Annotated in this window: 23 protein-coding genes; 13 read left to right on the top strand and 10 right to left on the bottom strand. The window is 44.2% G+C overall.

Annotated elements, in window-relative coordinates; all coding sequences use genetic code 11:
• Positions 1–3 precede the first annotated feature (3 nt).
• Both B3X18_RS09455 and leuB read left to right on the top strand, forming a co-directional pair.
• A complete protein-coding gene (locus B3X18_RS09455; protein ID WP_005016754.1) occupies positions 4–576 on the top strand; it encodes a hypothetical protein in 573 nt (190 codons plus the stop codon).
• A gap of 50 nt (positions 577–626) precedes the next feature.
• The gene (gene leuB, locus B3X18_RS09450) at positions 627–1,706 is read left to right on the top strand and encodes a 3-isopropylmalate dehydrogenase (RefSeq protein WP_005016753.1); all 1,080 of its coding nucleotides are present in this window, start codon (positions 627–629) and stop codon (positions 1,704–1,706) included.
• A 61-nt stretch (positions 1,707–1,767) separates the two neighbouring features.
• Here leuB and B3X18_RS09445 read toward each other — a convergent pair whose 3' ends face one another.
• Complete coding sequence (locus B3X18_RS09445; protein ID WP_005023252.1) at positions 1,768–2,169, bottom strand: hypothetical protein; 402 nt, start codon at positions 2,167–2,169, stop codon at positions 1,768–1,770.
• Between the two features lie 200 nt (positions 2,170–2,369).
• The gene (gene infA, locus B3X18_RS09440) at positions 2,370–2,591 is read right to left on the bottom strand and encodes a translation initiation factor IF-1 (RefSeq protein WP_001284370.1); all 222 of its coding nucleotides are present in this window, start codon (positions 2,589–2,591) and stop codon (positions 2,370–2,372) included.
• Between the two features lie 230 nt (positions 2,592–2,821).
• On the opposite strand from infA, the gene B3X18_RS09435 reads away from it, so the two are divergent.
• Complete coding sequence (locus B3X18_RS09435) at positions 2,822–3,829, top strand: AraC family transcriptional regulator (protein ID WP_005023255.1); 1,008 nt, start codon at positions 2,822–2,824, stop codon at positions 3,827–3,829.
• A 28-nt stretch (positions 3,830–3,857) separates the two neighbouring features.
• Here the strand turns inward: B3X18_RS09435 and truA are convergent, their stop codons facing one another.
• The 5 genes from truA to asd all read right to left on the bottom strand — a co-directional run bounded on the left by truA (position 3,858) and on the right by asd (position 9,720).
• The gene (truA, locus tag B3X18_RS09430) at positions 3,858–4,655 is read right to left on the bottom strand and encodes a tRNA pseudouridine(38-40) synthase TruA (RefSeq protein WP_005023258.1); all 798 of its coding nucleotides are present in this window, start codon (positions 4,653–4,655) and stop codon (positions 3,858–3,860) included.
• A 12-nt stretch (positions 4,656–4,667) separates the two neighbouring features.
• A complete protein-coding gene (locus B3X18_RS09425) occupies positions 4,668–5,633 on the bottom strand; it encodes an asparaginase (RefSeq protein WP_026055457.1) in 966 nt (321 codons plus the stop codon).
• Between the two features lie 48 nt (positions 5,634–5,681).
• The gene (locus B3X18_RS09420) at positions 5,682–7,001 is read right to left on the bottom strand and encodes a hypothetical protein (protein ID WP_005023263.1); all 1,320 of its coding nucleotides are present in this window, start codon (positions 6,999–7,001) and stop codon (positions 5,682–5,684) included.
• Between the two features lie 73 nt (positions 7,002–7,074).
• Positions 7,075–8,460, bottom strand: a complete 1,386-nt coding sequence (locus B3X18_RS09415) for a type IV pilus assembly protein FimV (RefSeq protein WP_005023264.1) — start codon at positions 8,458–8,460, stop codon at positions 7,075–7,077.
• A gap of 141 nt (positions 8,461–8,601) precedes the next feature.
• The gene (gene asd, locus B3X18_RS09410) at positions 8,602–9,720 is read right to left on the bottom strand and encodes an aspartate-semialdehyde dehydrogenase (RefSeq protein ID WP_017400707.1); all 1,119 of its coding nucleotides are present in this window, start codon (positions 9,718–9,720) and stop codon (positions 8,602–8,604) included.
• Positions 9,721–9,901: 181 nt separating this feature from the next.
• On the opposite strand from asd, the gene B3X18_RS09405 reads away from it, so the two are divergent.
• Positions 9,902–11,041 (top strand): endonuclease/exonuclease/phosphatase family protein, encoded by a 1,140-nt coding sequence (locus B3X18_RS09405; protein ID WP_010699875.1) that lies wholly within the window; start codon positions 9,902–9,904, stop codon positions 11,039–11,041.
• Positions 11,042–11,396: 355 nt separating this feature from the next.
• On the opposite strand, the gene B3X18_RS09400 is transcribed toward B3X18_RS09405, so the two are convergent.
• Positions 11,397–12,515, bottom strand: a complete 1,119-nt coding sequence (locus tag B3X18_RS09400) for a glycosyltransferase family 4 protein (RefSeq protein ID WP_005023271.1) — start codon at positions 12,513–12,515, stop codon at positions 11,397–11,399.
• A 59-nt stretch (positions 12,516–12,574) separates the two neighbouring features.
• Complete coding sequence (locus B3X18_RS09395) at positions 12,575–13,510, bottom strand: lauroyl acyltransferase (protein WP_005406023.1); 936 nt, start codon at positions 13,508–13,510, stop codon at positions 12,575–12,577.
• A gap of 179 nt (positions 13,511–13,689) precedes the next feature.
• On the opposite strand from B3X18_RS09395, the gene B3X18_RS09390 reads away from it, so the two are divergent.
• The gene (locus B3X18_RS09390; RefSeq protein ID WP_005023276.1) at positions 13,690–14,250 is read left to right on the top strand and encodes an O-acetyl-ADP-ribose deacetylase; all 561 of its coding nucleotides are present in this window, start codon (positions 13,690–13,692) and stop codon (positions 14,248–14,250) included.
• A 33-nt stretch (positions 14,251–14,283) separates the two neighbouring features.
• Here B3X18_RS09390 and B3X18_RS09385 read toward each other — a convergent pair whose 3' ends face one another.
• The gene (locus B3X18_RS09385) at positions 14,284–16,179 is read right to left on the bottom strand and encodes an ATP-binding cassette domain-containing protein (protein ID WP_005016681.1); all 1,896 of its coding nucleotides are present in this window, start codon (positions 16,177–16,179) and stop codon (positions 14,284–14,286) included.
• A 34-nt stretch (positions 16,180–16,213) separates the two neighbouring features.
• Here B3X18_RS09385 and B3X18_RS09380 point away from each other — a divergent pair, with 34 nt between their 5' ends.
• The 8 genes from B3X18_RS09380 (at position 16,214) to B3X18_RS09345 (ending at position 25,791) form a co-directional block, all read left to right on the top strand.
• A complete protein-coding gene (locus B3X18_RS09380; protein ID WP_005016680.1) occupies positions 16,214–16,459 on the top strand; it encodes a SlyX family protein in 246 nt (81 codons plus the stop codon).
• 73 nt (positions 16,460–16,532) lie between these two features.
• Positions 16,533–17,558, top strand: coding sequence for a hypothetical protein (locus B3X18_RS09375; protein ID WP_005023283.1), 1,026 nt, complete (start codon positions 16,533–16,535; stop codon positions 17,556–17,558).
• A 294-nt stretch (positions 17,559–17,852) separates the two neighbouring features.
• Positions 17,853–18,302 (top strand): ammonium transporter, encoded by a 450-nt coding sequence (locus B3X18_RS09370; protein WP_005016678.1) that lies wholly within the window; start codon positions 17,853–17,855, stop codon positions 18,300–18,302.
• A 34-nt stretch (positions 18,303–18,336) separates the two neighbouring features.
• Positions 18,337–20,979, top strand: coding sequence for a type I DNA topoisomerase (gene topA / locus B3X18_RS09365; RefSeq protein ID WP_005023286.1), 2,643 nt, complete (start codon positions 18,337–18,339; stop codon positions 20,977–20,979).
• Between the two features lie 97 nt (positions 20,980–21,076).
• Positions 21,077–21,835, top strand: coding sequence for a hypothetical protein (locus B3X18_RS09360; RefSeq protein WP_034670299.1), 759 nt, complete (start codon positions 21,077–21,079; stop codon positions 21,833–21,835).
• A gap of 122 nt (positions 21,836–21,957) precedes the next feature.
• Entirely contained in the window at positions 21,958–22,527 is a 570-nt protein-coding gene (locus B3X18_RS09355) for an HdeD family acid-resistance protein (protein WP_005023291.1), read from the top strand.
• A gap of 69 nt (positions 22,528–22,596) precedes the next feature.
• Positions 22,597–23,751 (top strand): glycerate kinase, encoded by a 1,155-nt coding sequence (locus B3X18_RS09350; protein ID WP_005023294.1) that lies wholly within the window; start codon positions 22,597–22,599, stop codon positions 23,749–23,751.
• Between the two features lie 60 nt (positions 23,752–23,811).
• Positions 23,812–25,791 (top strand): ATP-dependent helicase, encoded by a 1,980-nt coding sequence (locus B3X18_RS09345; RefSeq protein ID WP_005023296.1) that lies wholly within the window; start codon positions 23,812–23,814, stop codon positions 25,789–25,791.
• The last annotated feature ends 44 nt before the right edge of the window (positions 25,792–25,835 follow it).

Genomic DNA, 25,835 nt, shown 5'->3' with positions numbered 1-25,835 from the left:
ACGATGAACAGGATATTCGGCCATAGTGTTATTATCAGTTTATGTGGCGTGTTACTTAGTGCATGTCAAAGTACTCAGAACGCGGTAGACACTGTCCGTATTAAATATGCGGAAAAACCAGAATCTCAGACGAATGCGCTGATTTACTGTTCAGGAACAGAAAACTGTGAATTTGAGCGGATTAGTGATATTCAAATCGTTGATCCCTTAACACATCGGGTAAATTCGGAAGCAATCCGTGAAGGAATTGTACGTTTGCAGGGCAGTTCCCTCAGCCAGCCGAATCCGTTGTACCTATCAGTTCCAGCCAAACAGTATGAAGTGGTAATCCGTTTTTATCCTATATCGCAGGATCGGGCTGAAAAACTGCATGTCATTCATCAGTTCAAGGCTAATCAGCGCTATACCTTTCATATGTTTCGTGATCGTTCAAGCAGAACCGGAAGCTTGCTAAATGTTTCAGCACCTGATCCGCTCTGTGTCGATCTGCAACAGGAAAAACGCACGATTCGCCGGTTCTGCCGTCCTTATAATGTATTGACGGGTTTGGGCGAGTTTGTGGAAAAGAAACTTTAATCGCTCATCAGCTGTAGATATACGCTGGTTTTAAAATTATGGAAATGCATATGTCCAAACACATCCTCATTTTAGCTGGCGACGGCATCGGACCTGAAATTATTGCAGCAGCAGAACAGGTCCTTCACCGTGTGAATGAAAAGTTTAGTTTGGACTTGAGCTGGGAACAGGGACTGTTGGGCGGGGCCGCAATTGATGCACATGGTGAACCCTACCCTGAAGTTACCAGTCAGCAGGCAAAAAAGGCAGATGCGATTCTGCTTGGTGCTGTAGGTGGGCCTAAATGGGATACGATTGAACGTTCAATCCGTCCTGAGCGTGGTCTTCTTAAAATCCGTAGCGAGTTGAATCTGTTTGCTAATCTGCGTCCGGCAATTTTATATCCCCAGCTGGCAGATGCTTCAAGTTTAAAACCTGAGATTGTAGCTGGACTGGATATCCTGATCGTACGTGAGTTAACGGGTGGAATCTATTTTGGCCAGCCACGCGGAATCCGGGAACTGGAAAATGGTGAAAAGCAGGGTTATAACACCGATGTATACAGCGAATCTGAGATCAAGCGAATAGCTAAAGTCGCTTTTGAGATTGCTGGACTGCGTGGTGGAAAAGTCTGCTCGGTTGATAAAGCCAATGTACTTGAAGTCACTGAACTCTGGAAGCAAACAATAACTGCATTTCAGGCCGAGCAGTATCCAGAGGTCCAATTATCACATATGTATGTCGACAATGCAGCCATGCAGCTGGTACGTGCGCCAAAACAGTTTGATGTCATCGTAACCGGTAACCTGTTTGGGGATATTCTCTCTGATGAAGCTGCAATGCTGACCGGTTCGATTGGAATGCTGCCATCTGCCTCACTGGATGAACATGGTAAAGGTATGTATGAACCTTGTCATGGTTCAGCACCTGATATTGCCGGCCAGAATATTGCCAATCCGCTAGCCACTATTTTGTCGGTTGCCATGATGCTGCGCTATACTTTCCGTGAAGAAACTGCAGCTCAAGCGATTGAAGATGCAGTAGGCCAGGTATTAGACCAGGGCTTGCGTACTGCAGACATCATGTCACAAGGCATGCAGAAAATCGGAACTGCTGAAATGGGCCAGGCAGTAGTGCAGGCACTCGGCTAATTTAAAAAAGAAATAAAGAACGCAGCTTATGCTGCGTTTTTTATTTTAGTTATAGGATGAGCTAACAGGAACGGCCACGATATTGCACATCTTTGGCAATATTATTTTGAAGAATAAAACTGATCTGACAATACATATCAATTTCATAAGAGTTGGCACCTAAACTGGTAGGGGGGGCAATGACAGCTCCACCTGTGCCTACAGATTGCAGGCCAGACGGAATAGGTACAGCAAGGGGTCGCAAAATCGTATAGCTGAGCTGGTTTGTAGTCTGCACTGGTGAACCTTTAAGCTCATAGCCTAAAGCTGGCAGATTAATCTTGGCTTTAATCTGTTCAGCAGATTGCCCAATAAACTGTTCCAGATAAGTATCGAGATTTGGCTGTGCCTGATAGGTTGTGGTGCAGGCAGTCAATAAACCGGTAAAGCCCAGACCTAGGAAAACAAGTTTTAAACTGTTCATGATCTAACCTATAAATCAGAAAACAATATCAAGCTTAAGATTTTTAAAAACAATAAAGCGTTATAGAACAGTAAAACACGATAAAAGGCGGGATCAAATACAGGAATCTATAAAGAAATTCGGATAGGTAATTTATAAAATATAAAAACAGGTATAAAAAAAGCCACAAAATAGAGGTGGCTTTTTATATTTACTCAGACTTAGCGGGCACGATAAGTAATACGGCCTTTAGTTAAGTCATAAGGCGTCATTTCAACTTTAACGCTGTCGCCAGTCAAAATACGAATATAGTGCTTGCGCATTTTGCCAGAAATATGTGCAATCACTTCATGACCATTCTCTAAACGGACACGGAACATAGTATTAGGAAGCGTTTCGGTGACAACGCCTTCGAACTCAATGAGTTCCTCTTTATTGGCCATAGCCTACCTGATGATCAAATTGGAAAGGCGCAAATTATAGCCAATTTTTGTGTCAAACACAAGACACATCAGGCCTGTCGAGGTTCCAGCTGCTAGTAAATTAAGCGAAGTCATTTCATAAATATTTTCAACAAAAAATACCTGAATAGAGTTGTCAGTTCGGCCAATCACAGTTAATCTAAAATTAATGTTTTAAGTATAAATTAATAACATACAAGGAAGGGTATTGCGTGGGTCAGCTAACTGATGCATCGGTTGTGTTGCGATTTGGCTATCAAGCGATTCGTCGTGCGGGATTACCAACCGAAGAAATATTAACAAAAGCAGGCGTTGCACTGAATCAGGTTGAAATCAATGCACGTACACCTTTAAGCGCACAACATGCTTTCTGGACAGCAGCTGAAGAAGTCAGCAAAGACGCTGATATCGGGTTACATCTAGGTGAACATCTGCCGTTATATCGGGGCCAGGTAATTGAACATCTCTTTATTAGTAGTGATAATTTTGGCGAAGGCCTGAAACGGGCTTTGGCTTATCAGCGTCTGATCAGTGATGCTTTCCATGCTAAACTTATCATAGAAGAAGACAGCTGCTATTTAACAAACGGATCAGTAGCTTCTCCTGATAATCTGGTTAACCGCCATTTTTCTGAGTGTGCGATGTCAGGCGTGCTACGCTTCTTCAAATTTATTACCGAGGGGAATTTCACCCCGATCTTCATTGATTTTAATTTTAGTGAAGGCGCATCGCCAGATGAATACCTGAGGGTTTACGGTTGTCCAGTCAGTCTGGGCCAGAAAGAAACCCGCCTGTATTTTGAACCCTCTATTCTAGATTATCCCTTATGGCAGGCCGAGCCGGAATTATTACAGCTACATGAACAGCTGGCACTGGAAAAATTGCAGGAACTGGCGCGTTATGACCTGGTCGGAGAAGTGCGGCGTGCGATCGGCTCTACACTAGAAAGTGGTGAAACAACCTTGGAAACTGTAGCTGCCCAGTTGAATATCACGCCTCGACGCCTACGCACCCAACTGAGTGAAGCTAATACCAGTTTTCAGCAAATACTCTCTGATTACCGTTGCCGACTGGCAAAAAAGCTTCTTGCCAATACCAGTGAAAGTGTAGAACGCATTGTATATCTGACAGGCTTTTCTGAACCGAGTACCTTTTATCGGGCTTTTAAGCGCTGGACCAATGAAACGCCGGTAGAGTACCGAAAACGTAAACAGCGTTAAAAAAATGCCGGTCTGAGACCGGCATTTTCTATTCTGGCAAGTTAAGCCAATGTGGGCCAAGTGGTAATTGCGGTAATGCAAACTGCTCGGGATAATAAGCCTGAATAAAATACAGTCCATCTGCAGGGGCGGTCATTCCTGCAGCACGGCGGTCTTCTGCTGCAAAAATACTATCAATATGGCCAATGTCATACATGCCTTGTCCGACTTCTAGCAAACAACCTACAATATTTCTGACCATATGATGCAGAAAACCATTGGCCTGTATATCTAGGACCAGATAACGTCCGTGCTCGAACAGCTCGCAGTGAGTTACATCACGTATCGGCTGGTTAGACTGGCAGGCAGCAGCACGAAAGCTTTCAAAATTATGTACACCACGAAACTTTTTTGCAGCTTCCTTCATCTTTTCAATATCAAGCTGCTGATAAACATGAGTCACCTGTTTATGCAGTAAGGCAGGCCGATATGGGGCATTGTAAATGACATAACGATAGCGGCGGGCACAGGCCTTGAATCGGGCATGAAAATCTTCACCCATGGGTTGTAACCACTGTAGTGCAATATCTTTTGGTAACTGGCTGTTTGAACCCATCATCCAGCCACGTTCCGTGCGAATGGCATGGGTATCAAAGTGTGCAACCATATTAGTGGCATGTACACCAGCATCAGTACGCCCGGCACCATGCAGAATAATTTTTTCATCGGCAATTTTACTTAAAACCCGCTCCAGAGTTTCTTGCACACTCGGGACACCGGCCTGCTGAGTTTGCCAGCCCCGATAGCGAATGCCGCAAAACTCTATACCGACTGCATAACGTTGCATACTGTTCCTCTTTTAAGACTGCGTAGACCAGCCCTGATACCGTTGCTCGCAAGATGGATATTTTAAATAGATTTGCAGGGCTTTTGCATAAAGATCTGCATTGCTATATGTATTATTGACTAAAATATTGGCTTGTTTAACCCAGCTACTGACTGCATAGCGTTGATCCATGCTGCCAAAAGGAACCTGAGTAGCCAGAACAGGTAAGCAGCCCTTATGCTGAAATTTTTGCAAGCATTCGATAACAGCCTGGTTAACTGCCAGATTTCCTGTGCCAAAACCTTGTAGAATTAAAAAGTGTGGGGGTTCATCTTGTAATAAGCTTAAATTCTTGATGAGATGTTCTACAGGCTGGGGCTGAAGTTGCCAGCTGATCAGGTTAAAACTCTTCGCCTGTTCAATTATGTCATCCTGGACGGAAATCTCTTCCTTATAAACAGGGAAATCTTGGTCAGCCTCTATTCCTTTAAAAGCATCCAGCTCAGTAGTATGCATTTTCATGACAGACTGGGCATGAAAAACCTGCTGGTGAAATGCTAGATAGACTCCGGCTGGTTTGCGGGAAACCTGTTCCAAGGCAAAATATAGATTATCGACAGCATCTGTAAATACCCGGGGGGCATTGCCTTGGATATCAAGCAACGGATACTGACTACCGGTTAATATTACATGGCAAGACTGGCCTAAAAAACGTGCCAGCAATGCTGCAGCATAACTTAACGTATCTGTACCATGGATCACCACAAAGTAAGTGTAGCGTACTTTAAGCTGCTGTATATACTGTACAAGCAAAAGCCAGTCAGCAGCACTGCAAGCACTACTATCTTTAATTAAGGGTGCAGCAAGACAGTCGACCTGATACTTGGCAGGAAGAGTATTTTGCAGTTTAGGGAGAAATTCTGTTTCCGGCATGGGCGTCAATGGCTCACCTACACAGCCGAAAGTTCCTCCCATATAAAGTAAAGCAATCTTTTTCATCATAAAAAAAGGCAGTCATATGACTGCCCTATACTAAATTGAACACACTCAAGAAGCTATTTGATTGAGTATTTTTTTTGACTGTTCTTGCTGTTCAGGATTGAACTGGTCCTGATTCTGACTAAGCAGATGACGTGCAGACTCATAGGCGCCCAACTCGACATAGCGCTGCGCCAATTCCAGATCCAAATTAATGGCATTGATCTGTGCCAATTCGGGAAATGCCTGAACTAGGGGATCATTCTGGTGAATATCAGTTGTTGAAACTACAGCTGATGTCTCAGAAGCATGAACAGATGAAACTTGTGGCTCAGACAGGGCAGGTTCAGTCGAAATTTCAACGGGTTCAAGTTTGAAATCTAAACCGGATGCTGGAGCATGGGTTGCTGACGGAACCGTTTCAAAATCAAGAGTTACCGGTTTGACACTTTCAGGTTTCTCTTCCTCTTGAGGACTCAGATGAAGCTCACCAAAATTGAAGTCCAGCGCAAGTGGTACGGACTGGTTTTGACTTTGCTCCTGAGCAAGAGCTGTCTTGTCTGTAGATCGCTCTTCTTGACTCTCAAGTGGGAAAGAAAAATCAACAGTTCTATCTTGATCAAGGACAGTGGCTTGTGGCGGCTGTTCGGTTTCTGTTGGTTTAGTGTTGATTTCACCGAAATTAAACTCTAAGGGCGCAAGTTCAACTACAGCTTCTTTGGGTTGTACAGATGGGGCTGGTTCTGCCTGTAACTCATCAAATGAAGGCGTTAAAACGGGAATATTTACCGGAGCTTGCTGTACCAGAGCATCAAAATCAGCACTATTGTGTGCATGTGGCTGTGATAGAGTGACAGGAGCAGGGTCAGGAACATCTGTTGTTACAGCGAACTCGATCGCATCAGGTTGCTGTTGCTGATTATAAGCTTGATACTTCTGTTCTGCCTGTCTGGCAATTTCCTCTAATCCCAAAGAGTGAAGATGCTGAATCAGCTGATTTATGGCAAATTCATCTTTTTGGTCTAGATGAATTTTAAGTAATAATAAATATAATTCATGCTGAGTGTTATCACGGTTTAGTGCCTGATTAATCTGTGCTTCAGCAGAAAAGTAATTACGCTGTTCAATCAGATTCTCAATTTTACGATGAACATCAGCAGGAATAGGGGTGGACGTTTTTTGTTGAGTTGCTATCGGATCTTCTACAATGCGAGCCGCTTTACGCTTGTGAGTAGTTTTAACTGCTTTGGTTTTTGCAACTTTTTTAGACGCTTTTTTCCGTGAACTTCCTTTTGTTGCAGAACTGTCATCCTGCTGGGCCGCTTCACGTTTTTTAAGAAAAATTGCGATGACCAAGAGCAGGACAAATGGAATCACATACAACAACATAATTTAAACCCCTTAATACTGAACCATCATGGCAGCTAATTTCTGATTGAAATCTTTTTAACTGCGTCTTGACCTATTTTTTTGTCTGCTGTGCTTTGAGTTGCTGTTCGAGCTGCGCCAGCCGGGCATTTAATAATTGGATCTTATGATCCTTTTTCTGTAATGCCAGATCCAGCTGCGTTACGTTCTTCTGTAATTTAACGGTTTTTTCACGAGCTGTCATAACTTTTAATACTAAATCCGCACTGCTCATGGACTGGTCGTTATTTCTTTTAGCATTTCCTTGAGCTGTATTTTTTGTACTTTCAGCGACCAAGCTCATTTCTGCTTCATTTAGACGGTATTTTGTCTTAGGTGAATAAGAAGGAGAAACAGCTTTGGGACGAGATTTATTCTGTGTCATCACAGGTTGAGTGTTTAAATTTAAAACTGCACCACGACGTAACCGGTTCACATCTCCCTGAATAAATGCATGCTGATTCGCTTCCTTGATTTGCTGCATTACGTTTGTAACAGGCTGTTGGGTTTGGGCTGCAACCTGTGATGCAATGGTCCAGAGTGACTCATTATTTCGAACTACATAAGTATGGGGCTGTTCTACCGGAGCCCTGCTACTGGTAGTAGAAGTGATTGCTGGTTTTACAGCTAATTTCCGTTGTTGGGGTTCAGCAGTTTTCTTGGCGCTAGGTCCTGTTTTTGCTGTTAATGCAGACTGCGTAGTGGGGTTCGGTCTGGCAGAAGCTGTTGTGCTAGGCCTTGTATTAGGTGTAGCGGAAAGCTGCGTTTTATTTCTCAGTGCCTGCTCTTGTCTATGAAGTGTATCTTTTGGCTGTACGATAGAAGATGCAACCGAACTTGGCTGCTGAACGATAGAAATAGCCGAACCACTTAATGCAGGGGGACGGCTGTTATTGATTAACAATGGCCGGTCCTGCTTGCTAGGGAGCGGGCTACGGCTTTTCTGCTGGGTGACCTGATACGCCGTACTCTCTGGCAAATTCAGGGCAATATCTTTTTCAGTAACCATGACAGGCACAAGTGGTTTTTCATTAACCGAGGCTCGCAATGGCACTGTCTGGCTAGGTTTAAGTGTGGTTTTTATGTGCTGTAGCCGGGTAGCATTTCCTTCTTTAACCTTAACCACAATGTTCAGTTCGGAACTGGTGAGAGGGCGAGAAGAGGTAATCACGATGACACCAGCGCCCTGACCGTTACGACGGTTAAAAAAATTAAGATGACCCGGTGGCTGATGCTGAATTCCCAAGCCCGCCAGATCTTCTGGGCTGGCAAGGCTGACCTGCATGTTTTCATCTGTATCGGCTTGGCTGAAAGCCATTTCTGCATACAGAAGCTCTCCAGGTGCGGACTGCACTTGAATTGGTTCAATGATGATCGCAGAAGCTGTTTGCGATGTCATGATGGCTAGGACAGCAATTTTTAATTTCTTATAAACAGTCATCTTGATCTGGAGCTTGAAAACAATGCAAACACAAAAAGTATACATGATCTTGCCATAAAGGCAGTGGAAATTATTCAAACTACAATTACAAAAAACCGGCCATGGTCGACCGGTTCTATTTATTAAAATACTTAAAATTAATTAAACATTTTTATAGTCAATTAAAATGCGAAGCATACGACGCAAAGGTTCGGCAGCTCCCCAAAGTAACTGGTCACCTACAGTAAAAGCACCTAAATATTCTTTACCCATATTCAGTTTACGCAGTCGACCTACTGGCACAGATAAAGTACCTGTAACTGCTACTGGAGTCAGATCAGTCATTGAGGCTTCACGGGTATTTGGCACCACCTTGGCCCACTCGTTTGAAGAACGGATCATATCTTCAATTTCATCAAGAGGTACATCTTTTCTGAGCTTGATGGTGAGAGCCTGAGAGTGACAACGCATTGCGCCAATACGTACACAGTGCCCGTCAATAGGTACTATCTGTGAATTTCCCAGAATTTTATTGGTTTCGGCCTGACCTTTCCATTCTTCTTTCGACTGACCATTTTCAAGCTGCTTGTCGATGTATGGAATTAGTGAACCGGCCAGTGGCACACCGAAGTTGGCTGAAGGGAAACCTTCACCACGTTGCAAGTCTGCAATCTTGCGGTCAATATCTAGAATAGCTGACTTGGGATCATCGAGCAGATCTTTACTATTATTATATAAATATCCCATGCCGGTGATCAGTTCACGCATGTTCTGTGCACCTGCACCTGAAGCTGCCTGATAGGTCATGGCACTCATCCACTCCACCAGATTATGCTGGAACAGTGAACCTAGGCCCATCAGCATTAGGGAAACGGTACAGTTGCCACCTACAAATATTTTGGTGCCTTTAACCAGCGCATCCTTAATCACGTTGAGATTGACCGGGTCTAGGACAATAATGGCATCATCACTCATGCGCAGGGTCGAGGCCGCATCAATCCAGTAACCCTTCCAGCCTTCCGCTTTCAGTTTAGGAAAGACTTCAGAGGTATAGTCGCCACCCTGACAGGTAATAATGACATCCATCTGCTTCAGACTGCTAATGTCTGAAGCATCCATAAGTGCTGGGGCAGTTTTACCACCAAATACAGGTGCTTCACCACCTGCATTACTGGTAGAAAAATAGAATGGCTCAAAATGAGCAAAATCATTCTCTTCAACCATACGTTGCATAAGGACAGAACCAACCATCCCGCGCCAACCGACCAGACCTACTTTCATTGTCTCTTTGCCTCGGTGCGTTAAAAAATTAAAGGGGGTTTGAGTGTAACAAAAGTGTTTGCAACTTCAAGCACTACATAAATAATATTGTGAATAATTTTATAACTGTGCTACATAGAGCAGATAGTAGAACGCTAACTTGTTTGATTTATTCAAAAAATTATAAATTATTGGTGTGAATATGATCTGGATAGAAATTATGGCCGGTATGGTGATCTGGCTCAGCTTCTGGTCCTTGATCCCCCGTGACGAATGGTGGATTCGTGGTGCAGATTTTCCACGGCTACAGTTATTATCAGCAGGTATGGTCATACTTGTTTTAATGCTGGTTTGGGAGGCGGACTGGACTATATGGCGTGAAATCTGGATTGTTGGCCTGATTGCAGCGATTGCCTATCAGCTAAAAATGGTTTTGCCTTATACATTTGTCTGGAAAAAACAGGTCAAAAAGGTCAAACCAGAACAGCTGGATCCCGAACGGCAGATTTCACTGATCGTTTCGAACGTTCTGACCCCTAATACTCAATATCACCTATTGATTGAGCAGATTCAAAAATATCAGCCAGACATAGTACTTACCTTGGAAACTGATCAGACCTGGCAAAATGAACTATCAGGAATCGAAAAAGATTATCCCTTCCGGGTAGCTGTACCACTTGATAATTTATATGGCATGCATCTGTACAGCCGTTTAAAGCTTGAAGATACTGAAGTCAAATTTATTTTAAGTGATGAAATTCCTTCCATCCATACCACTGTACGTTTACGTTCAGGACAACCGGTACAGCTATTCTGTCTACATCCCAAACCGCCAAGTCCAACTGAGGCCAAAGATTCAACCTTGCGTGATGCTGAACTGCTGATTGTGGGTGATCAGATTAAAGACATGGACAAGAGCTGTATTGTAATGGGCGACCTAAATGATGTGGCTTGGTCACGTACAACACGCTTGTTTCAGCGTATTAGCGGTTTACTGGACCCGCGGGTAGGCCGGCATTTTGTAAATACCTTTCATGCCAATTATCCTTTATTTCGCTGGTCGTTAGACCATGTTTTTCATAGTACTGATTTTGCTTTGGTTGATATGCAGCGGCTAAGTCATGTCGGCTCTGACCACTTTCCAGTTTATATCGTTTTACAAAGTGGCCGCGTTTTTGAGCAGTCACAGCAAGAACTGGAGCAGAGTGCAGCCGATGAGCAGGAAGCGCAAGAAGCCATCGAACAGGGGGTTGCCAAAGCTGAACAGGAAGAAAAAAAATTAACAGATGAAATTGTAGAGCCTTATAAAGAACAAGTACCTACACCTACTTTCAAGCCATAGAAAAGTGTACGAAATTGCTTACATCGATTTAGGCGCCAAACGGCTAGCAGCAACACAAAGTATAGCTTACTCTAAGTCTATCAGCACAAGGAACTGGGAATGGAAAATCCCTTAAGGATAGTTAAATGCTGATGGTATACATCAAGGATAAGATGTTGGTAGGGAAAACCACTCTATAAGAATAAAGTAAGTTGAAAGCACAACCTCATGTACCCGAGTTTTGCAGGAAGCAGAACTCGGGTTTATGTTTTAGAGTATAGCTTGAAATCAAGTTTAAGCCATTTGAAATTTAAGCAACCGTATTAAAAATCTACTGGATAGATTAAATACTATTAATCTTTTAGTTTACAGTATTTCAATATTGCTGCTCTTTAGAATTGATCACCTGCTGATATAAATCCAGTGTCTGCTGACACATATCACTCAGGCTAAACAGGGTGACAGGTGAAACCTGCTGTGGCTGTTCAATATGCTGTTTAATGGTGCCAAGTAAATTATTCATATCTTCGGAGGGAATTAGTCCCTGCGGATAAAGTTCTGCCAGAATTTCAGCCACACCCCCGCGATTCCAGCCAATAACTGGTGTTCCAACTGATAAAGCTTCTAAAGCAGTACGACCAAAAGTTTCTGCCTGAGTTGAAAGTGACAACACTACATCTGAGAAAGCCAGCCATTCGCGGATATCGGAACGATGGCCGACAAACGTAATATCATCGCCCAGTCCTTTGTTTTGAATAGTGTTAGCCAGCTCTTCTAGATAGGCCTGTTTTTTCGGGTCGGCGCCGCCTACAACGACAGCGTGTAATTGTGGATAAAAGGGTTTAAGCGCAGCCATCACTTCAATGAGTACTTCATGACCTTTCAAGCGGGTAATCCGTCCGGGCAGACAGAGCAGAAATTTATGCTCAAGTTGAGGATAATCTACAAAAGCCTGATGAATCCACTGCGCTGATGGCTGATAGCCATGTGGAAAAGCTTTGGGATCGATACCCCGGTAAATCCGTACAATATCTTGAGGCGGGCAGTTTTTATAATGTTCAGTAATGTACTGCACCACGCTATCGGAAACTGCGATGACTTTCTCTGCCTGAGTCATGATCGCACTATAACGGTTAACTGAATAAAATCCGTGTACAGTACTGATCAGATGTGGACGTTGTGAAGCGGGTATGCCGCGTAGGGCAAAATGTATCAGCCAAGCCGGTACGCGCGAGCGTACATGAACAATATCTGGTTGATACTGCATAATTAATTTTCGAAGTGAGCGAATTTGCCATAAACTGGACAATGATTTCTTGTGAACAGGCAATGTTAAGTGAGTAGAACCCTCGGCTTCTAACTGGGCCACCAGCCGGCCACCATTGGACACGACCAGAGATTGATGACCTTGGCTGACCAGTGCCCGTGCAATTTCAAGTGTCCCGCGCTCTACACCGCCACTATTGAGCTCTGGAAGCAGTTGCATCACTTTCATATTTATTCTCTTGTTAAATAGGGGGCTCATTGCACTGTTGAATTACTATTTTCAATAGCTCAATAAATTTTGTCATAGCCTTCTGGACGGCTTTTAAAACGGCGATGAAACCACATGTACTGTGTAGGCGCAATCCGTAGCTGTTGCGCAATAATGGAATTTACCCGGGTTGCATCAGCTACTTCGTCTTCACTTGGAAACTGCTCAAGTGCGGGCTCAAGCAAGATACGGTACTTGGGATCCTTAATATCACCATAACGATAAAAATATAAGGGGATGGCAACTGCCCTGGAAATTTTCAATAAGCGCCGATGAGCAGTCACTGTAGCGGCAGGCACTCCGAAAAAAGGCGCCATTACACCCTGTTTTAATCCAAAATCCTGATCCGGACTATACCAGATCGCACGGCCATTTTTCAGGTGTCGAATGAGGCCGCGCATGTCATCATGATCAATCTGATGGGTATAGATGGTTGCCCGGCAGCGGTAAATCAGCATATCTAAAAGCGGATTATTTTGAGGGCGGTACACCACATCTGGACTGAAATATTGAGAGCAGATATAACCGCCAGCATCTAGCAAGGTGCTATGGGTACCAAGCAGTAATACACCTTGCTGTCGGGCTTGTGCCTGGTTTAAGTATTCAAGTCCTTCAATACTCACCCGGCCATTAAACCAGGTAGGGCTATACCAGGCATTCAAGGTTTCAAAAACCCCCAGCATCATGTCAATAAATACCTCACGGGCCTGCTGCTGAACTTGTTCCTCTGTCCACTCTGGAAAGCATACTTCAAGATTACGGACAGTAGTTTTTCGACGTGATTTTAGCCGTTCAAATGCTACATTGCCCAGAAATTTTGCCATACGGTGCTGGACTGCCCAAGGTAGTATTGCCAGTAACATCAGAAAGACAATCGCAAGCCAAATGCCCCAATACTGTGGTAACAAAAAAGACCACTGAAATTCACCTGGCGTATAGTGCTGCTTCTTGCTCATAAATCCTGACAATACTGTGCCTCAAAAGTGCCGACAGTTTAGCATGAACTGTTTTTGAAAAGAAAAACCGCTGTCCGTTACCTGAAACACTTAATTGGTAGCACTTCTTATCTGGTTACATACGTGTTTTACCGCTAAATATGAAAGAACAAAAATTCAAATAAAGAAGGAGACAGTACATGAAACAGTTTCGTCTGATTCATGGAGATATTACCGGAATTAGAATTGATGCCATAGTAAATGCAGCCAATAGTACCCTGCTGGGAGGTCATGGTGTAGATGGTGCCATTCATCAGGCTGGTGGGGCTGATATAATTGAAGAGTGCAGACAGATTAGGGCACGCCAAGGAAGCTGCACAGTCGGTGAAGCTGTAATGACAACTGGGGGCCGCTTGCCAGCCCAGTATGTGATTCATACTGTCGGGCCAATATGGGAAGAGGGAAAGGCAAATGAGCGTACACTACTCTCGCAGGCTTACCAAAACAGTTTTGCATTGGCTGAACAGCACTATCTGACTGGCATTGCCTATCCCAACATATCAACAGGTGTATATCGCTTTCCTAAGGTGGAAGCAGCTGCCATAGCTATTGATACTCTGATTCCACTATTAAAAAATTCGGAAACAGTACAGGAAGTTGCACTGGTATGTTTTGATCTGGAGAATTTTGAATTGTATGAAGAATTATTAAAGCAGCGGCTCCTGGAACAGCAGGAACTCAAATTGAAAATTGAAGCCTGAACCTGTATCTGGTAACAAGTTCAGGCTATTTGTTTAGCCGTTTTGCGACATTGCTTCAAGCTCAGTCCAGCGGTCCAGTTTTTCAAGCAAGAGCTCTTCAATTTCTGACAAACGCTGTGAAGCCTGTGTTGCTGCATCTGCATCTGTTACAAACCAGGAACCATCTGCCAGTTTTTCATTTAATTGAGCCTGTTCCGCTTCAAGCTGCTCAATTTCGGCAGGGAGCTGTTCCAGTTCCCGCTGATCCTTGTAACTCAGCTTTGCCTTTTTAGGCATGGTTACGGTCTCTGCTTTTGCTTGAGCTTTTTTTACATCCGCTTTTTGGTCTACTACTTTCTGGTCTGGCCGCTGCATCAGATAATCCTGATAGCCACCCACATATTCTTCAATGTGGCCTTTGCCATCAAAGACCCAAGTCGATGTTACGACATTATCCATAAAGGCACGGTCATGGCTGATCAGAAGCAGCGTACCTTTATATTCAGCCAGCATTTCCTCAAGCAGCTCCAATGTAACCATATCGAGGTCATTGGTTGGCTCGTCCATGACAATCAGGTTAGACGGTTTAAGCAGTAATTTAGCCAGCAATACGCGGTTCCGCTCTCCTCCTGATAGTGCTTTAACTGGTGTGCGGGCACGCTCTGGTGAAAACAGGAAGTCCTGCAGGTAACTGTAAATATGACGGCGCTGGCCATTTACATCGACGAAATCTGAGCCTTCGGATACATTCTCTGAAACTGATTTCTCCAGATCAAGCTGGTTACGTAGCTGATCGAAGTAAGCCACTTCTAGCTGGGTACCGACCTTGACTGTACCTTGATGTGGAATATCACCGAGTATTGCCTTGATCAGGGTGGTTTTGCCCACACCGTTGTCGCCGACCAGACCAATACGGTCGCCACGCAGTACAATCGCCGAGAAATCCTTAATTAACACCTGGTCATCATAAGAAACACTGAGATGCTCAATATCAAATACCAGTTTGCCAGACCGTTGAGCTTCCTGTACCCCCATATTGACTTTGCCCTGTTGGAAGCGGCGTGCCTTGGATTCTTCACGTAAAGTCTTTAATGCACGGACACGGCCTTCGTTACGGGTACGTCTGGCTTTAATACCCTGACGAATCCAGGCTTCTTCTTCAGCCAGTTTTTTCTCGAACAGGGCATTTTGTTTTTCTTCTGCTTCAAGCTGTTGGGCTTTCAGGTCCAGATAACGTGAATAATTTCCTTCAAAGCTGCGCAGGGTACCACGGTCAAGTTCAACAATACGGGTAGCCAGCCGGTCAACAAAAGAACGGTCATGTGAAATAAACAGTAAGGTCAGATTATTCTGATCCATAAGAAATTTTTCTAGCCATTCAATACTCTCGACATCCAGATGGTTGGTGGGTTCGTCAAGCAGCAGTACATCCGGCTGGGTAAGCAGTGCACGGGCCAAAAGAACCCGGCGCTTACGTCCACCTGACAGATCAGCCAGATCAGCATCCGGATCTAAGCCCATCTTGCTAAGAATATTATTGACCTTGTTTTCTAATGCCCAGCCATCAAGCTGATCCATTTTATGCTGTAGCAGGCCCATACGGTCACAGGCTTCCATATCACCAAGTACGCAGGCATCACTGGCTTCATGATAATCCTTGAGTACCTGGGCAGCTTCGCCTGCTCCGTCGGCTACAATGTCAGCAACCTTGCCCGAATCCATCGGTACATCTTGAGCCAGCATTGAAATTGTTACGCCATTTTGTATTGAAACTTCACCACGGTCAGGTAGCAGGCTTCCCTCGATCAGCTTAAGTAAAGTAGACTTACCTTCACCGTTACGGCCAATCAAACATACCCGTTCGCCACGTTCTAATGTAAAGTTCGCGCCATCGAGTAGGGCGGGTCCACCAAATGCAAGCTGGACATCCCTTAAAGTAATATAGGCCATAGTGTTTCCTGAAAAAATCCGTGAGGAGTATTAAATGACTAAACAAACATACCATAATAATCAGGCGACATTTTCCGCACCCATTGAAGATTTGCAAGTAAGAATTGCATTTCTGGATGATTTAGTTGAACAGCTCAATGAACAGGTCACCCGACAGAGTGTCGAGATTACCCATCTGAAGCAGCAAATGCAGCTACTTTATCAGCGTGTTGAAGCTGCTGATCTTTCAGAAGGGATTGCCCCGTTTGATCCTTCTACCAATATTCCTCCACACTATTAATCTGAAATTCATTTGACCTTGAACTGAAATACAGCTGTAATGCAGCGCGCTGTGTTACAACTGCTGAAATACCATGAATAAAGTCATACTCTTTGATCTTGAAAAAAATAAGCCGGCTGCCAGTCTGCTGCGTGAACTGCTTCAGCACTATTCAACTCTGTATCTGTTCAACTGCCAGAAACAGTTTGAATATGCACTGGTTGACCTGACAGAGCTGGCTGGCTGGATTCAGTCAGGCCGGATTGTGGTACTGGAAACTGCAGAAGCAGATTTTAAAGAGTTTGAATATGCGTTAGCCGTGGGGCAGTGTCTGGCTCTTCTGGAAGCTGAAGTGCATGTTGATGTTATTTCAGCAATGCCAGAAAGTGAGTTACTGGTGCAGCTGCTGGGCGCTTCGGCAGTCAGTTGCAGCCTGATAAAAATGGAAGCTTCCGCAAAACAGAAGTCAAGAACCGTAATTTACAGGTTGCCGAGCAGAGAAGCCTTTGAAAAAAAGCCTCAGCTGCAGCTCGTTAAAAAATATTGTGATCTGTTAGGGAAAATGCAGGGTAAACCGGCAACTATACAGGGCTTAAAACATTCAATTATCAGTAGTTTGAATATATTCGCTGAAACAGCACAGCAGCTGGTGGGGCTATTGATCAATCTGAAAATTGTCAGGTCACAGGATGGACACGTGTCATATCGAAAAAGAATACTGGCACACTGGCTGAACTTAAAGCTTGAAGAGTATATGCAGGCGGAAGTGCACACGATGCCTTTACCTTCACAGCCTTCTGTTGAAACTTTTGATATCCACACTACTGAAATTTCAACAAATTCATCTGCATCACTCGAAGCTGCTTTAAAACAGCAGCGCCATACGGAAGACCTGTATTCAGAATTTGCCCGTATTGATCCGCTGCAATGGCAGATTATACGTCAGCTGGATCAGGCGGGACATAAAAAACCTGACAATATCTATGCCTTGCGTGATTTGTTAAAAAGCATTTTTCCAGAGGAAAATATCCAGCTGCTACTGAAGGAAATGCTTGAAAAAGGCTATATTTATTGGGATGGATATAAAATGCATTATAGTCCGGAAATTCTACTGCATTAATACCTTGAATGTTAAAACTTTTGGGCTAGAACTAAGTTTAAATCAGTATTGAAACAATAGATTTAGATGAAGAGAAGGCATTTTAAACTGTTAGGCCGCCTAAAACAGAAGCTAATTTGAACAGCTGGAAATCTGGTACTAAATGCTTTTTATATTGAAAAACACAAATTTATACAGAAATCATATGTTTTCTTCATTTATAGTCCCGAACAGCTCCAGCATTAATTTATTCAGTAAACTTGCGTTTTATATTGGCCTTGTGCAACTCTAATAAAGGAATAAAAAGGTTGAACTATGGAAAACGTTGGAATTTGGGTCGCAATCGTCATTATTGTTTTTGTGTTTGGATCTATTGTCGGGTTAAGAGTTAGCCCGCGAGAAAAAGCACTCGGCCTGATGCGAGAAAAAGCCCGTAAGATTGGCCTGCATCCGCGACTGGTTGCAGCCCCTGCCTGGACTAAAATTCCGATGGCTACAGAAAACCGTGCCAGTATGGTGGCTTATTACAGCATCCTGATTCCAGATGCCCGTCTGCCTTTAATGCGGGCGCGTGTTGTTGACCAGAAACTTAAAGTCATCGAGGGAGATCAAAGCTTGGATGATTCTCCCATTGCATTAAAAGGGATTTATGCTATTGATATGCAGGCAAACTGTGTTGGAATTTACTGGGATGAAGAAACTGATCTCAGGGCTACACAGTTAGAAGATATCAAAGCTTATCTGCATGCTTTGGCTGCTCACTAATCTCTTAATTTATCTACAGGAATAACAGTTAATTATGGCGAATGCTCCTCGATCCACATCCAAAAGCACCTCAGCAAGTTCGTCAAGTGCTGCCAACAAGCGTGCCTTAGTGATTGTGGAGTCGCCTGCAAAAGCGAAAACCATCAACAAGTATCTGGGTTCGCAGTACATTGTTAAATCTTCTGTTGGCCATGTGCGTGACCTGCCTACCGGTGGTTCAGCCAAAAATACCGACAAAAAACCGGCTGTCCGGACCAAACTGACCGAAGCCGACAAGGCTAAAAAGGCCCAGCAGGCTCTGATCAACCGTATGGGGGTTGACCCTGAACACGGCTGGGAAGCGCATTATGAAGTGCTACCAGGTAAAGAAAATGTAGTTTCTGAGTTAAAGAAGCTGGCATCACAAGTTGATGAAATCTATCTCGCAACGGATTTGGACCGAGAAGGTGAGGCAATTGCCTGGCACTTGAAAGAAGTAATTGGTGGTGATGAATCGCGCTACCAGCGTGTAGTGTTTAATGAGATTACTAAAAATGCCATTCAGGAAGCATTTAAGCAGCCCGGTCGCCTGGATACCAATAAGGTTCATGCCCAGCAGGCACGCCGCTTCCTCGACCGTGTTGTAGGTTTCATGATCTCGCCTTTGCTATGGGAAAAAATTGCCCGTGGCCTGTCGGCGGGCCGGGTACAGTCTGTTGCAGTCAAACTGGTGGTTGAGCGTGAACGGGAGATCCGTGCCTTTATTCCTGAAGAATACTGGCAGGTATTTGCTGATACCCTGTCTAAAAAAGACCAGATTCGTCTGGAAGCCGTAAAACAAGCGGGTAAAACCTTAAAACTAAAAAATAAGGCCCAGACTGATACGCTGCTTGAAGTACTGAAAAAGTCCGAGTTTACCGTAGCGCAGCGTGAAGACAAGCCGACCAAGGTTAATCCGAGTGCGCCTTATATTACCTCTACCCTGCAACAAGCAGCGAGCACACGTCTCGGATTTTCAGTCAAGAAAACCATGATGTTGGCCCAGCGCTTATATGAAGGCGGCTTCATTACTTATATGCGTACGGACTCAACCTTCCTGAGTGATGACGCGATTAAAATGGTACGTAACCATATTGAAAGTGAATATGGTGATAAATATTTACCGGCAAAACCGAACCGCTATGGCAGTAAAGCCGGGGCACAAGAAGCTCATGAAGCAATACGTCCATCGAGTGTAGAGCTTAAAGGTGACCAGCTTGCAGGTGTAGAGCGTGATGCCCAGCGTCTATATGACCTGATCTGGCGTCAGTTTGTAGCCTGCCAGATGACACCAGCCGAATATTTATCATCTACTCTTACGGTCACGGCTTCTGATGTCGAGTTGAAAGCCAAAGGCCGAATTCTGGTTTTTGATGGCTTTACTAAAATTCGTGGTGCAAACAAATCTGATGATGATGTACTGCTTCCTGCTGTGAAAGTGGGTGAAGTGCTTAAACTGGAGAAACTTGACCCTAGTCAGCATTTTACCAAACCACCCGCCCGTTTTACTGAGGCTTCTCTGGTAAAAGAACTGGAGAAACGCGGAATTGGCCGTCCTTCGACTTATGCTGCGATTATTTCAACAATTCAGGATCGTGGTTATGTCAAACTGGAAAACCGCCGTCTGTATGCAGAAAAAATGGGTGAGATTGTTACTGATCGCTTAGATGAAAGTTTCAATAACCTGATGAACTATGCTTTTACTGCTGACCTTGAAGGACAGCTAGATAAAGTCGCGACAGGCGAACGCAACTGGAAGGAACTACTGGACAGTTTCTATGGTGACTTTAAGCAGCGGCTGAATAATGCACAGGGTGATCAGGGGATGCGTCGTAATCAGCCGGTTGAAGTGCCTGACGTACATTGTCCGGAATGTGATCGTCCAATGCAGATCCGCACCGGAACCACCGGTGTATTCTTGGGCTGCTCAGGTTATAACCTTCCCCCTAAAGAACGCTGTAAGGGTACATTGAATCTTGTACCAGTTGAGTCACTGGCCGCACTATCTGATGATGATGGAGCAGAAACAGCCGATTTGATGTCGAAAAAACGCTGTCTGATCTGTGGAACTGCTATGGACAGCTATGTGATCGATGGTGGTCGTAAACTGCACATCTGTGGCAATAATCCGGATTGTGACGGTTATGAAGTTGAAGAAGGTGAGTTCAAGATTAAGGGTTATGATGGCCCAACAATTCCATGTGATAAATGTGATGGTGAAATGCAGCTTAAGACTGGACGTTTCGGTCCATACTTTGCCTGCAATAACTGTGACAACACCCGTAAAGTTTTGAAAAACGGGCAGCCTGCGCCACCGCGTGTTGATCCGATCAAGATGGAGCATCTGCGCTCCACCAAGCATGATGACTATTTTGTCCTACGCGATGGGGCAGCCGGTCTGTTCTTGGCAGCCAGTAAGTTTCCAAAAATCCGTGAAACCCGGGCACCTAAAGTTGCCGAGCTGCGTACAGTAGCCGGACAGCTGGATCCGAAATATCAGTTTCTATTACAGGCACCTGATACTGACCCTGAAGGTAACCCGACAGTGGTAAAATTCAGCCGTAAAAACCAACAGCAGTATATCGGCTCTGAAACACCAGAAGGTAAACAGACCAAATGGAGTTTAGTCTTCCAAAATGGTAAATGGACCGAAGCCTGATATCTAACTAAAAAGATGCCGGTTTCGACTGGCATTTTTTATGACTAAACAAAAGAAAATAATAGAATCTCTAAGAAATTGATGGGGAAGCACAGCAGTGTGGAAAAGTATTCGGATTGTAGTTTTATTGCTGATCTTGCTGGTGGTTGCCATAAATGCCTGGCGTGACCAGAACCAGAACTGGGACCGCCCGGTGACTGTTTTATTACATCCTATTAATGCTGACCAGCGTAGTTCAACACAGCAGTATATTGATCAGCTCACAATCGATCAGTTTAAAGATATACAGAAGTATCTCAGCAGTGCTGCCGCTCCGTACCGGATACAACCAGTTTATTTTTATTTTCAGTTGGGCCGGCCTCTACAACAGCTTCCACCTAAAGTTCCTGAACAGGCGGGTTTAATCGATGTCATATTGTGGAGTTTAAAATTCCGCTTTTATGCTTGGAAAAATTCGATGAGCCAAGAAGGCTCCCCCAGTGTAACGCTCTATCTGAACTTCTATGATCCTCAATTTAACCGGATACTAAAACATTCTACAGCACTTGAAAAAGGCCGGATCGGCTCAGTCAATCTGTTTGCTTCGAGTAAGCAGGCACAACAGAATCAGATTGTGCTAGCGCATGAGTTGCTCCATGCATTTGGAGCATCCGATAAATATGATCTCAATACTGGTTTACCTTTATATCCGCAAGGTTATGCTGATCCTCATCTTCAACCTTTATATCCGCAAAAGCGTGCCGAGATTATGACTGGCCATATTCCGCTTTCAGCCGATAAAAGCAGAATGGCAGAAAACCTCCAGCAAACGATGGTTAGTCGACAAACAGCTACAGAAATTGGCTGGCTAAAATAAACTGGGGATAAAAACCAACTTATCCACAATGCATGAAACCGGTATAAAAACTATTTATACAGACAAGTGATGACTTGTTACTTACAGTAGTTAAAGACTTAATAACTAGAAGAGTAATGAAAATGAAAACTGTAGGCAATGATCTCATCCGGCATCAATTACATGAAAATCGTAAATGGTATTTAGGTATTGGTATCCTTCTGGTGCTATTCGGAATATTACTATTAGCCTCCTTGCCTTTCGCAACGTTGTCCGTAATATTTTTGTTCGGTATCTTGATGATGATAGGCGGTATCTTGCACTTTGTTGCTGCCTTTAAAATTTTTAGAGGCGGTTCACGCTGGCTGTGGGCACTGTTTGGAATTCTTTATCTGGTAGCCGGTTACTATGCTTTTAGTACACCAGTTAAAACAGCAATTGTCCTGACCAATATTTTGGCTATTTTTCTGATCATTGCCGGCGTAATTCGAAGTGTAAATGCTTTTATATTAAAACCCTTAATAGGCTGGGGCTGGATCCTGCTTTCCGGGCTGCTGACTCTGGCTACCGGTATTATCATTTTGATGTCGCCCGATGCGCCGTTTTGGGTGTTAGGCTTGTTTCTGGCTGTCGATATCCTTTTTCAGGGAGTTAACTATTTAACACTGGCAGCTGCGATTAAGCGTATTCCAAAAAGTTCGGCAGATGTTTAAAACAAGAAAGAGACATAAGCCTCTTTCTGTTCATTGAAAGTTTAAATTTATCCACAAAAAGAAAACTTTATGGCACCTACCTTTGTACTTGCTCCTGATTCTTTTAAAGAAAGTATGACTGCACTACAAGCCTGTCATGCCATGCAAAACGGACTCAGTAAAATATTTCCTGAAGCTGTGTTTATAAAAGTTCCTATGGCAGATGGCGGAGAGGGTACATTAGATACACTGATTGCCGCTGCTCAGGGACAGCAAGTTAAATGTCAGGTCACGGGTCCTCTACCTGCCCAGAAAGTTGAAAGCTATTTTGGTCTTATCGATGCTGGCCAGACTGCTGTGATTGAAATGGCTAAAGCCAATGGTATTCATCTGCTTACTCCGGCAGAACGTAACCCGATTTTAACCACAACCTATGGTACTGGTGAGATGATTCGTCTGGCACTGGAATTAGGTGTATCCAGAATTATTATTGGGCTCGGTGGGAGTGTTACTAATGATGCCGGAGCAGGTATGGCGCAGGCACTAGGTGTACATTTTTATGATAATAATGGCCATGAAGTATCTTTAGGGGGTAGGGAACTTGATCGGGTAAAAACAATCGACTGGTCTCGACTGGACCCACGCTTGAAGTCTACAGAAATTATTATTGCCAGTGATGTCAATAACCCGTTAACTGGAGCGCAGGGAGCTTCTTATATTTTTGGTCCGCAAAAGGGTGCTACGCCTGATATGGTTTTACAACTAGATCATAACCTCAGCCATTTTGCAGATATTGTAGAACAGCAGTTAAACCTGAGAAAACGCGAAGTTCCTGGCGCAGGTGCGGCAGGGGGGCTTGGATTTGGCTTGTTAGTTTTTACGGGTGCCCGGATTCAGTCAGGTGTTGAACTGGTTATACAGGAAACCCAGCTGGAAAAATATATTGCCCGGGCTGACTATATTTTTACTGGTGAAGGGAGACTGGATGAACAGTCCTGTTTTGGTAAAACTCCGGTGGGAGTCGCTCGTCTGGCTCGACAGTATGGTAAACCTGTGATCGCCTGTGCGGGGAGTATTGGCCCACAAGCTGACACTCTGTATGAAGAAGGTTTTACTGCAATTTTCGGAATTCTGGACCAGTGCAGCGATATTATCGCAGCTTGCCAAAATGGAGCCATTAATTTGGAGCGTACTTGCGAAAATATCGGTCGTATTTTAAAACTGGCTGAAAAGCAGGGTAGATGAGCCTGCCTTTCTATATTGGCTCTGCTAAACTGGTGCTTCAAGTGCGGATGAACAGATAGCATGAGTTTAAGTACCCTGATTGATGAGTTAAATCTAGAACAGAAACAGGCGGCTACCACCACTGCCCAGAATTGTCTGGTCCTGGCGGGTGCCGGGTGTGGCAAAACCAAAACAATTGTAGCCCGGGCTGCTTACTTGATTGATCAGGGTATACCCGCTGACCAGATTCAGATCTTGACCTTTACCCGTCGTGCTGCGAGTGAAATTGTCACTCGGGTAGAGCAGCACCTCGGAGCAAAAGCCCGGGGTCTGCGTGCCTCAACATTCCATACCTTTTGTATGTACCTGCTGCGCCGTAATTCTCAGGCATTTGGACTGGGCCAGTTCAGTATTATTGACCGTGATGACCAGATACTGATGTTCCGGCTGTTACGTGGCAAAGATAAAGAGAGTGTATTGCCCAAGGCAGCACAGCTTTGTGATATTTATTCATATGCCCGTAATACCCGGAACAAACTGAGTGAAGCAATTGCACAGCAATGGCCAGATGCTTTGGAACATAAGGCACAGATCGCTGAACTCATGCAAGCTTATGAACAGCGAAAGCGTGAGCGTAATTTTCTGGACTATGATGATATTCTGGCAATTGTAGCGGTGCACTTACAACATTCAGAAGCACTGGTTAACTGGGTAACCCGACTGTGTTCAGTTCTGCTGGTTGATGAAATGCAGGATACTAATCCGCTGCAATGGGCTTTACTACAGCCCTTGGTGGGTAAAATCAAACTATTCTGTGTGGGTGATGACGCACAGTCGATTTATGGCTTTCGGGGGGCTGATTTTGAGAATATCCATCATTTTAAAGAACATGTGCCTGATGCCGAGGTATTAAATCTGGATTTTAATTACCGCTCTACTCAGGAGATTTTGGATTTATCTAACTGGCTGCTTGATAAAAGTCCACTTCATTACGATAAACATCTGATTGCCGCTCGAGGCCGCGGAATAAAACCACAATTGCACCTGTTCAGTAATGAATTTGAAGAGGCTAACTGGATCGCTCAAGATCTGATCAAGCGTCAATACACAGGCGCCCAGTGGTATGAGCATATGATTTTGGTACGTTCTTCTTTTACTGCACGGCATTTGGAAGCGGCATTAATCAATGCCAATATCCCCTATAAATTTGTGGGTGGGGTAAAACTGCTTGAATCTGCGCATGTAAAAGATATGCTGAGCATGCTGCGGGTGGTAGCTAATCCACAGGATGATATTGCCTGGATGCGTTTTCTGACGCTCTGGAATGGTGTAGGAGATGTAGGTGCCAGCAAGCTCGCTCATGAACTGATTCAGTTGTCTGATATTGATATGCGTTGTGAGCGGCTGGAACAGCATGGCCGGGTAGAACTTAAAGCAATACTGATGATGAAACAGCTAGATGTTTTACAACATGAAGTCGAGGTTTGTATCAGTCTTGCTGTAGAAGCACTCTCTGAACAGCTAGAAGATAATTACAAAAACAAAGAATGGTCCAGACGTCTGAAAGACTTTGATCTGGTCAAGCAATTAGCCCGTAAACATAACAGCCTGGCCGGTTTTCTTGAAGAATATGTACTGGAGCCTATTTCGGTGTCAGAAGTGGAGCGTAGCACTGATCAGGATCTGGTTACCCTGATTACTATCCATTCTGCCAAGGGAGCAGAGCAAAAAGTCTGTTACGTTCCTCATGTTTCACCAAGTCAGTATCCACATGCTCGTGCACAGGGTGATTTTGACCAAGTAGAAGAAGAGCGCCGTGTTCTGTATGTAGCATTGACCCGGGCGCAGGATGAGCTGATTCTGACCAAGCAGGAATTCAGTAGCTGGGCACAAGATAAATATGATGAACAGGGCCGTATCATTGAAAGTTATTTTTTAAATGACTTGCCTGAATCACTGGTCGATGTGCAGATCCATCAACCGTCATCGCGCAGTTTTGTGCAAAAACGCTGGAATAATTCAGCTGCAATAAATTTAGGTTTTGGTATAGATCTCGATTAAACTAGTCAGATTGTGCTAATGCACTCGAAAAGTAGAATAGGCAT

The organism is Acinetobacter sp. UBA6571, assembly GCF_002434085.1.
In the GTDB taxonomy this organism is placed as follows: Bacteria; Pseudomonadota; Gammaproteobacteria; order Pseudomonadales; family Moraxellaceae; genus Acinetobacter; species Acinetobacter radioresistens.
This window is presented reverse-complemented; position numbering and strand designations above follow the sequence as displayed.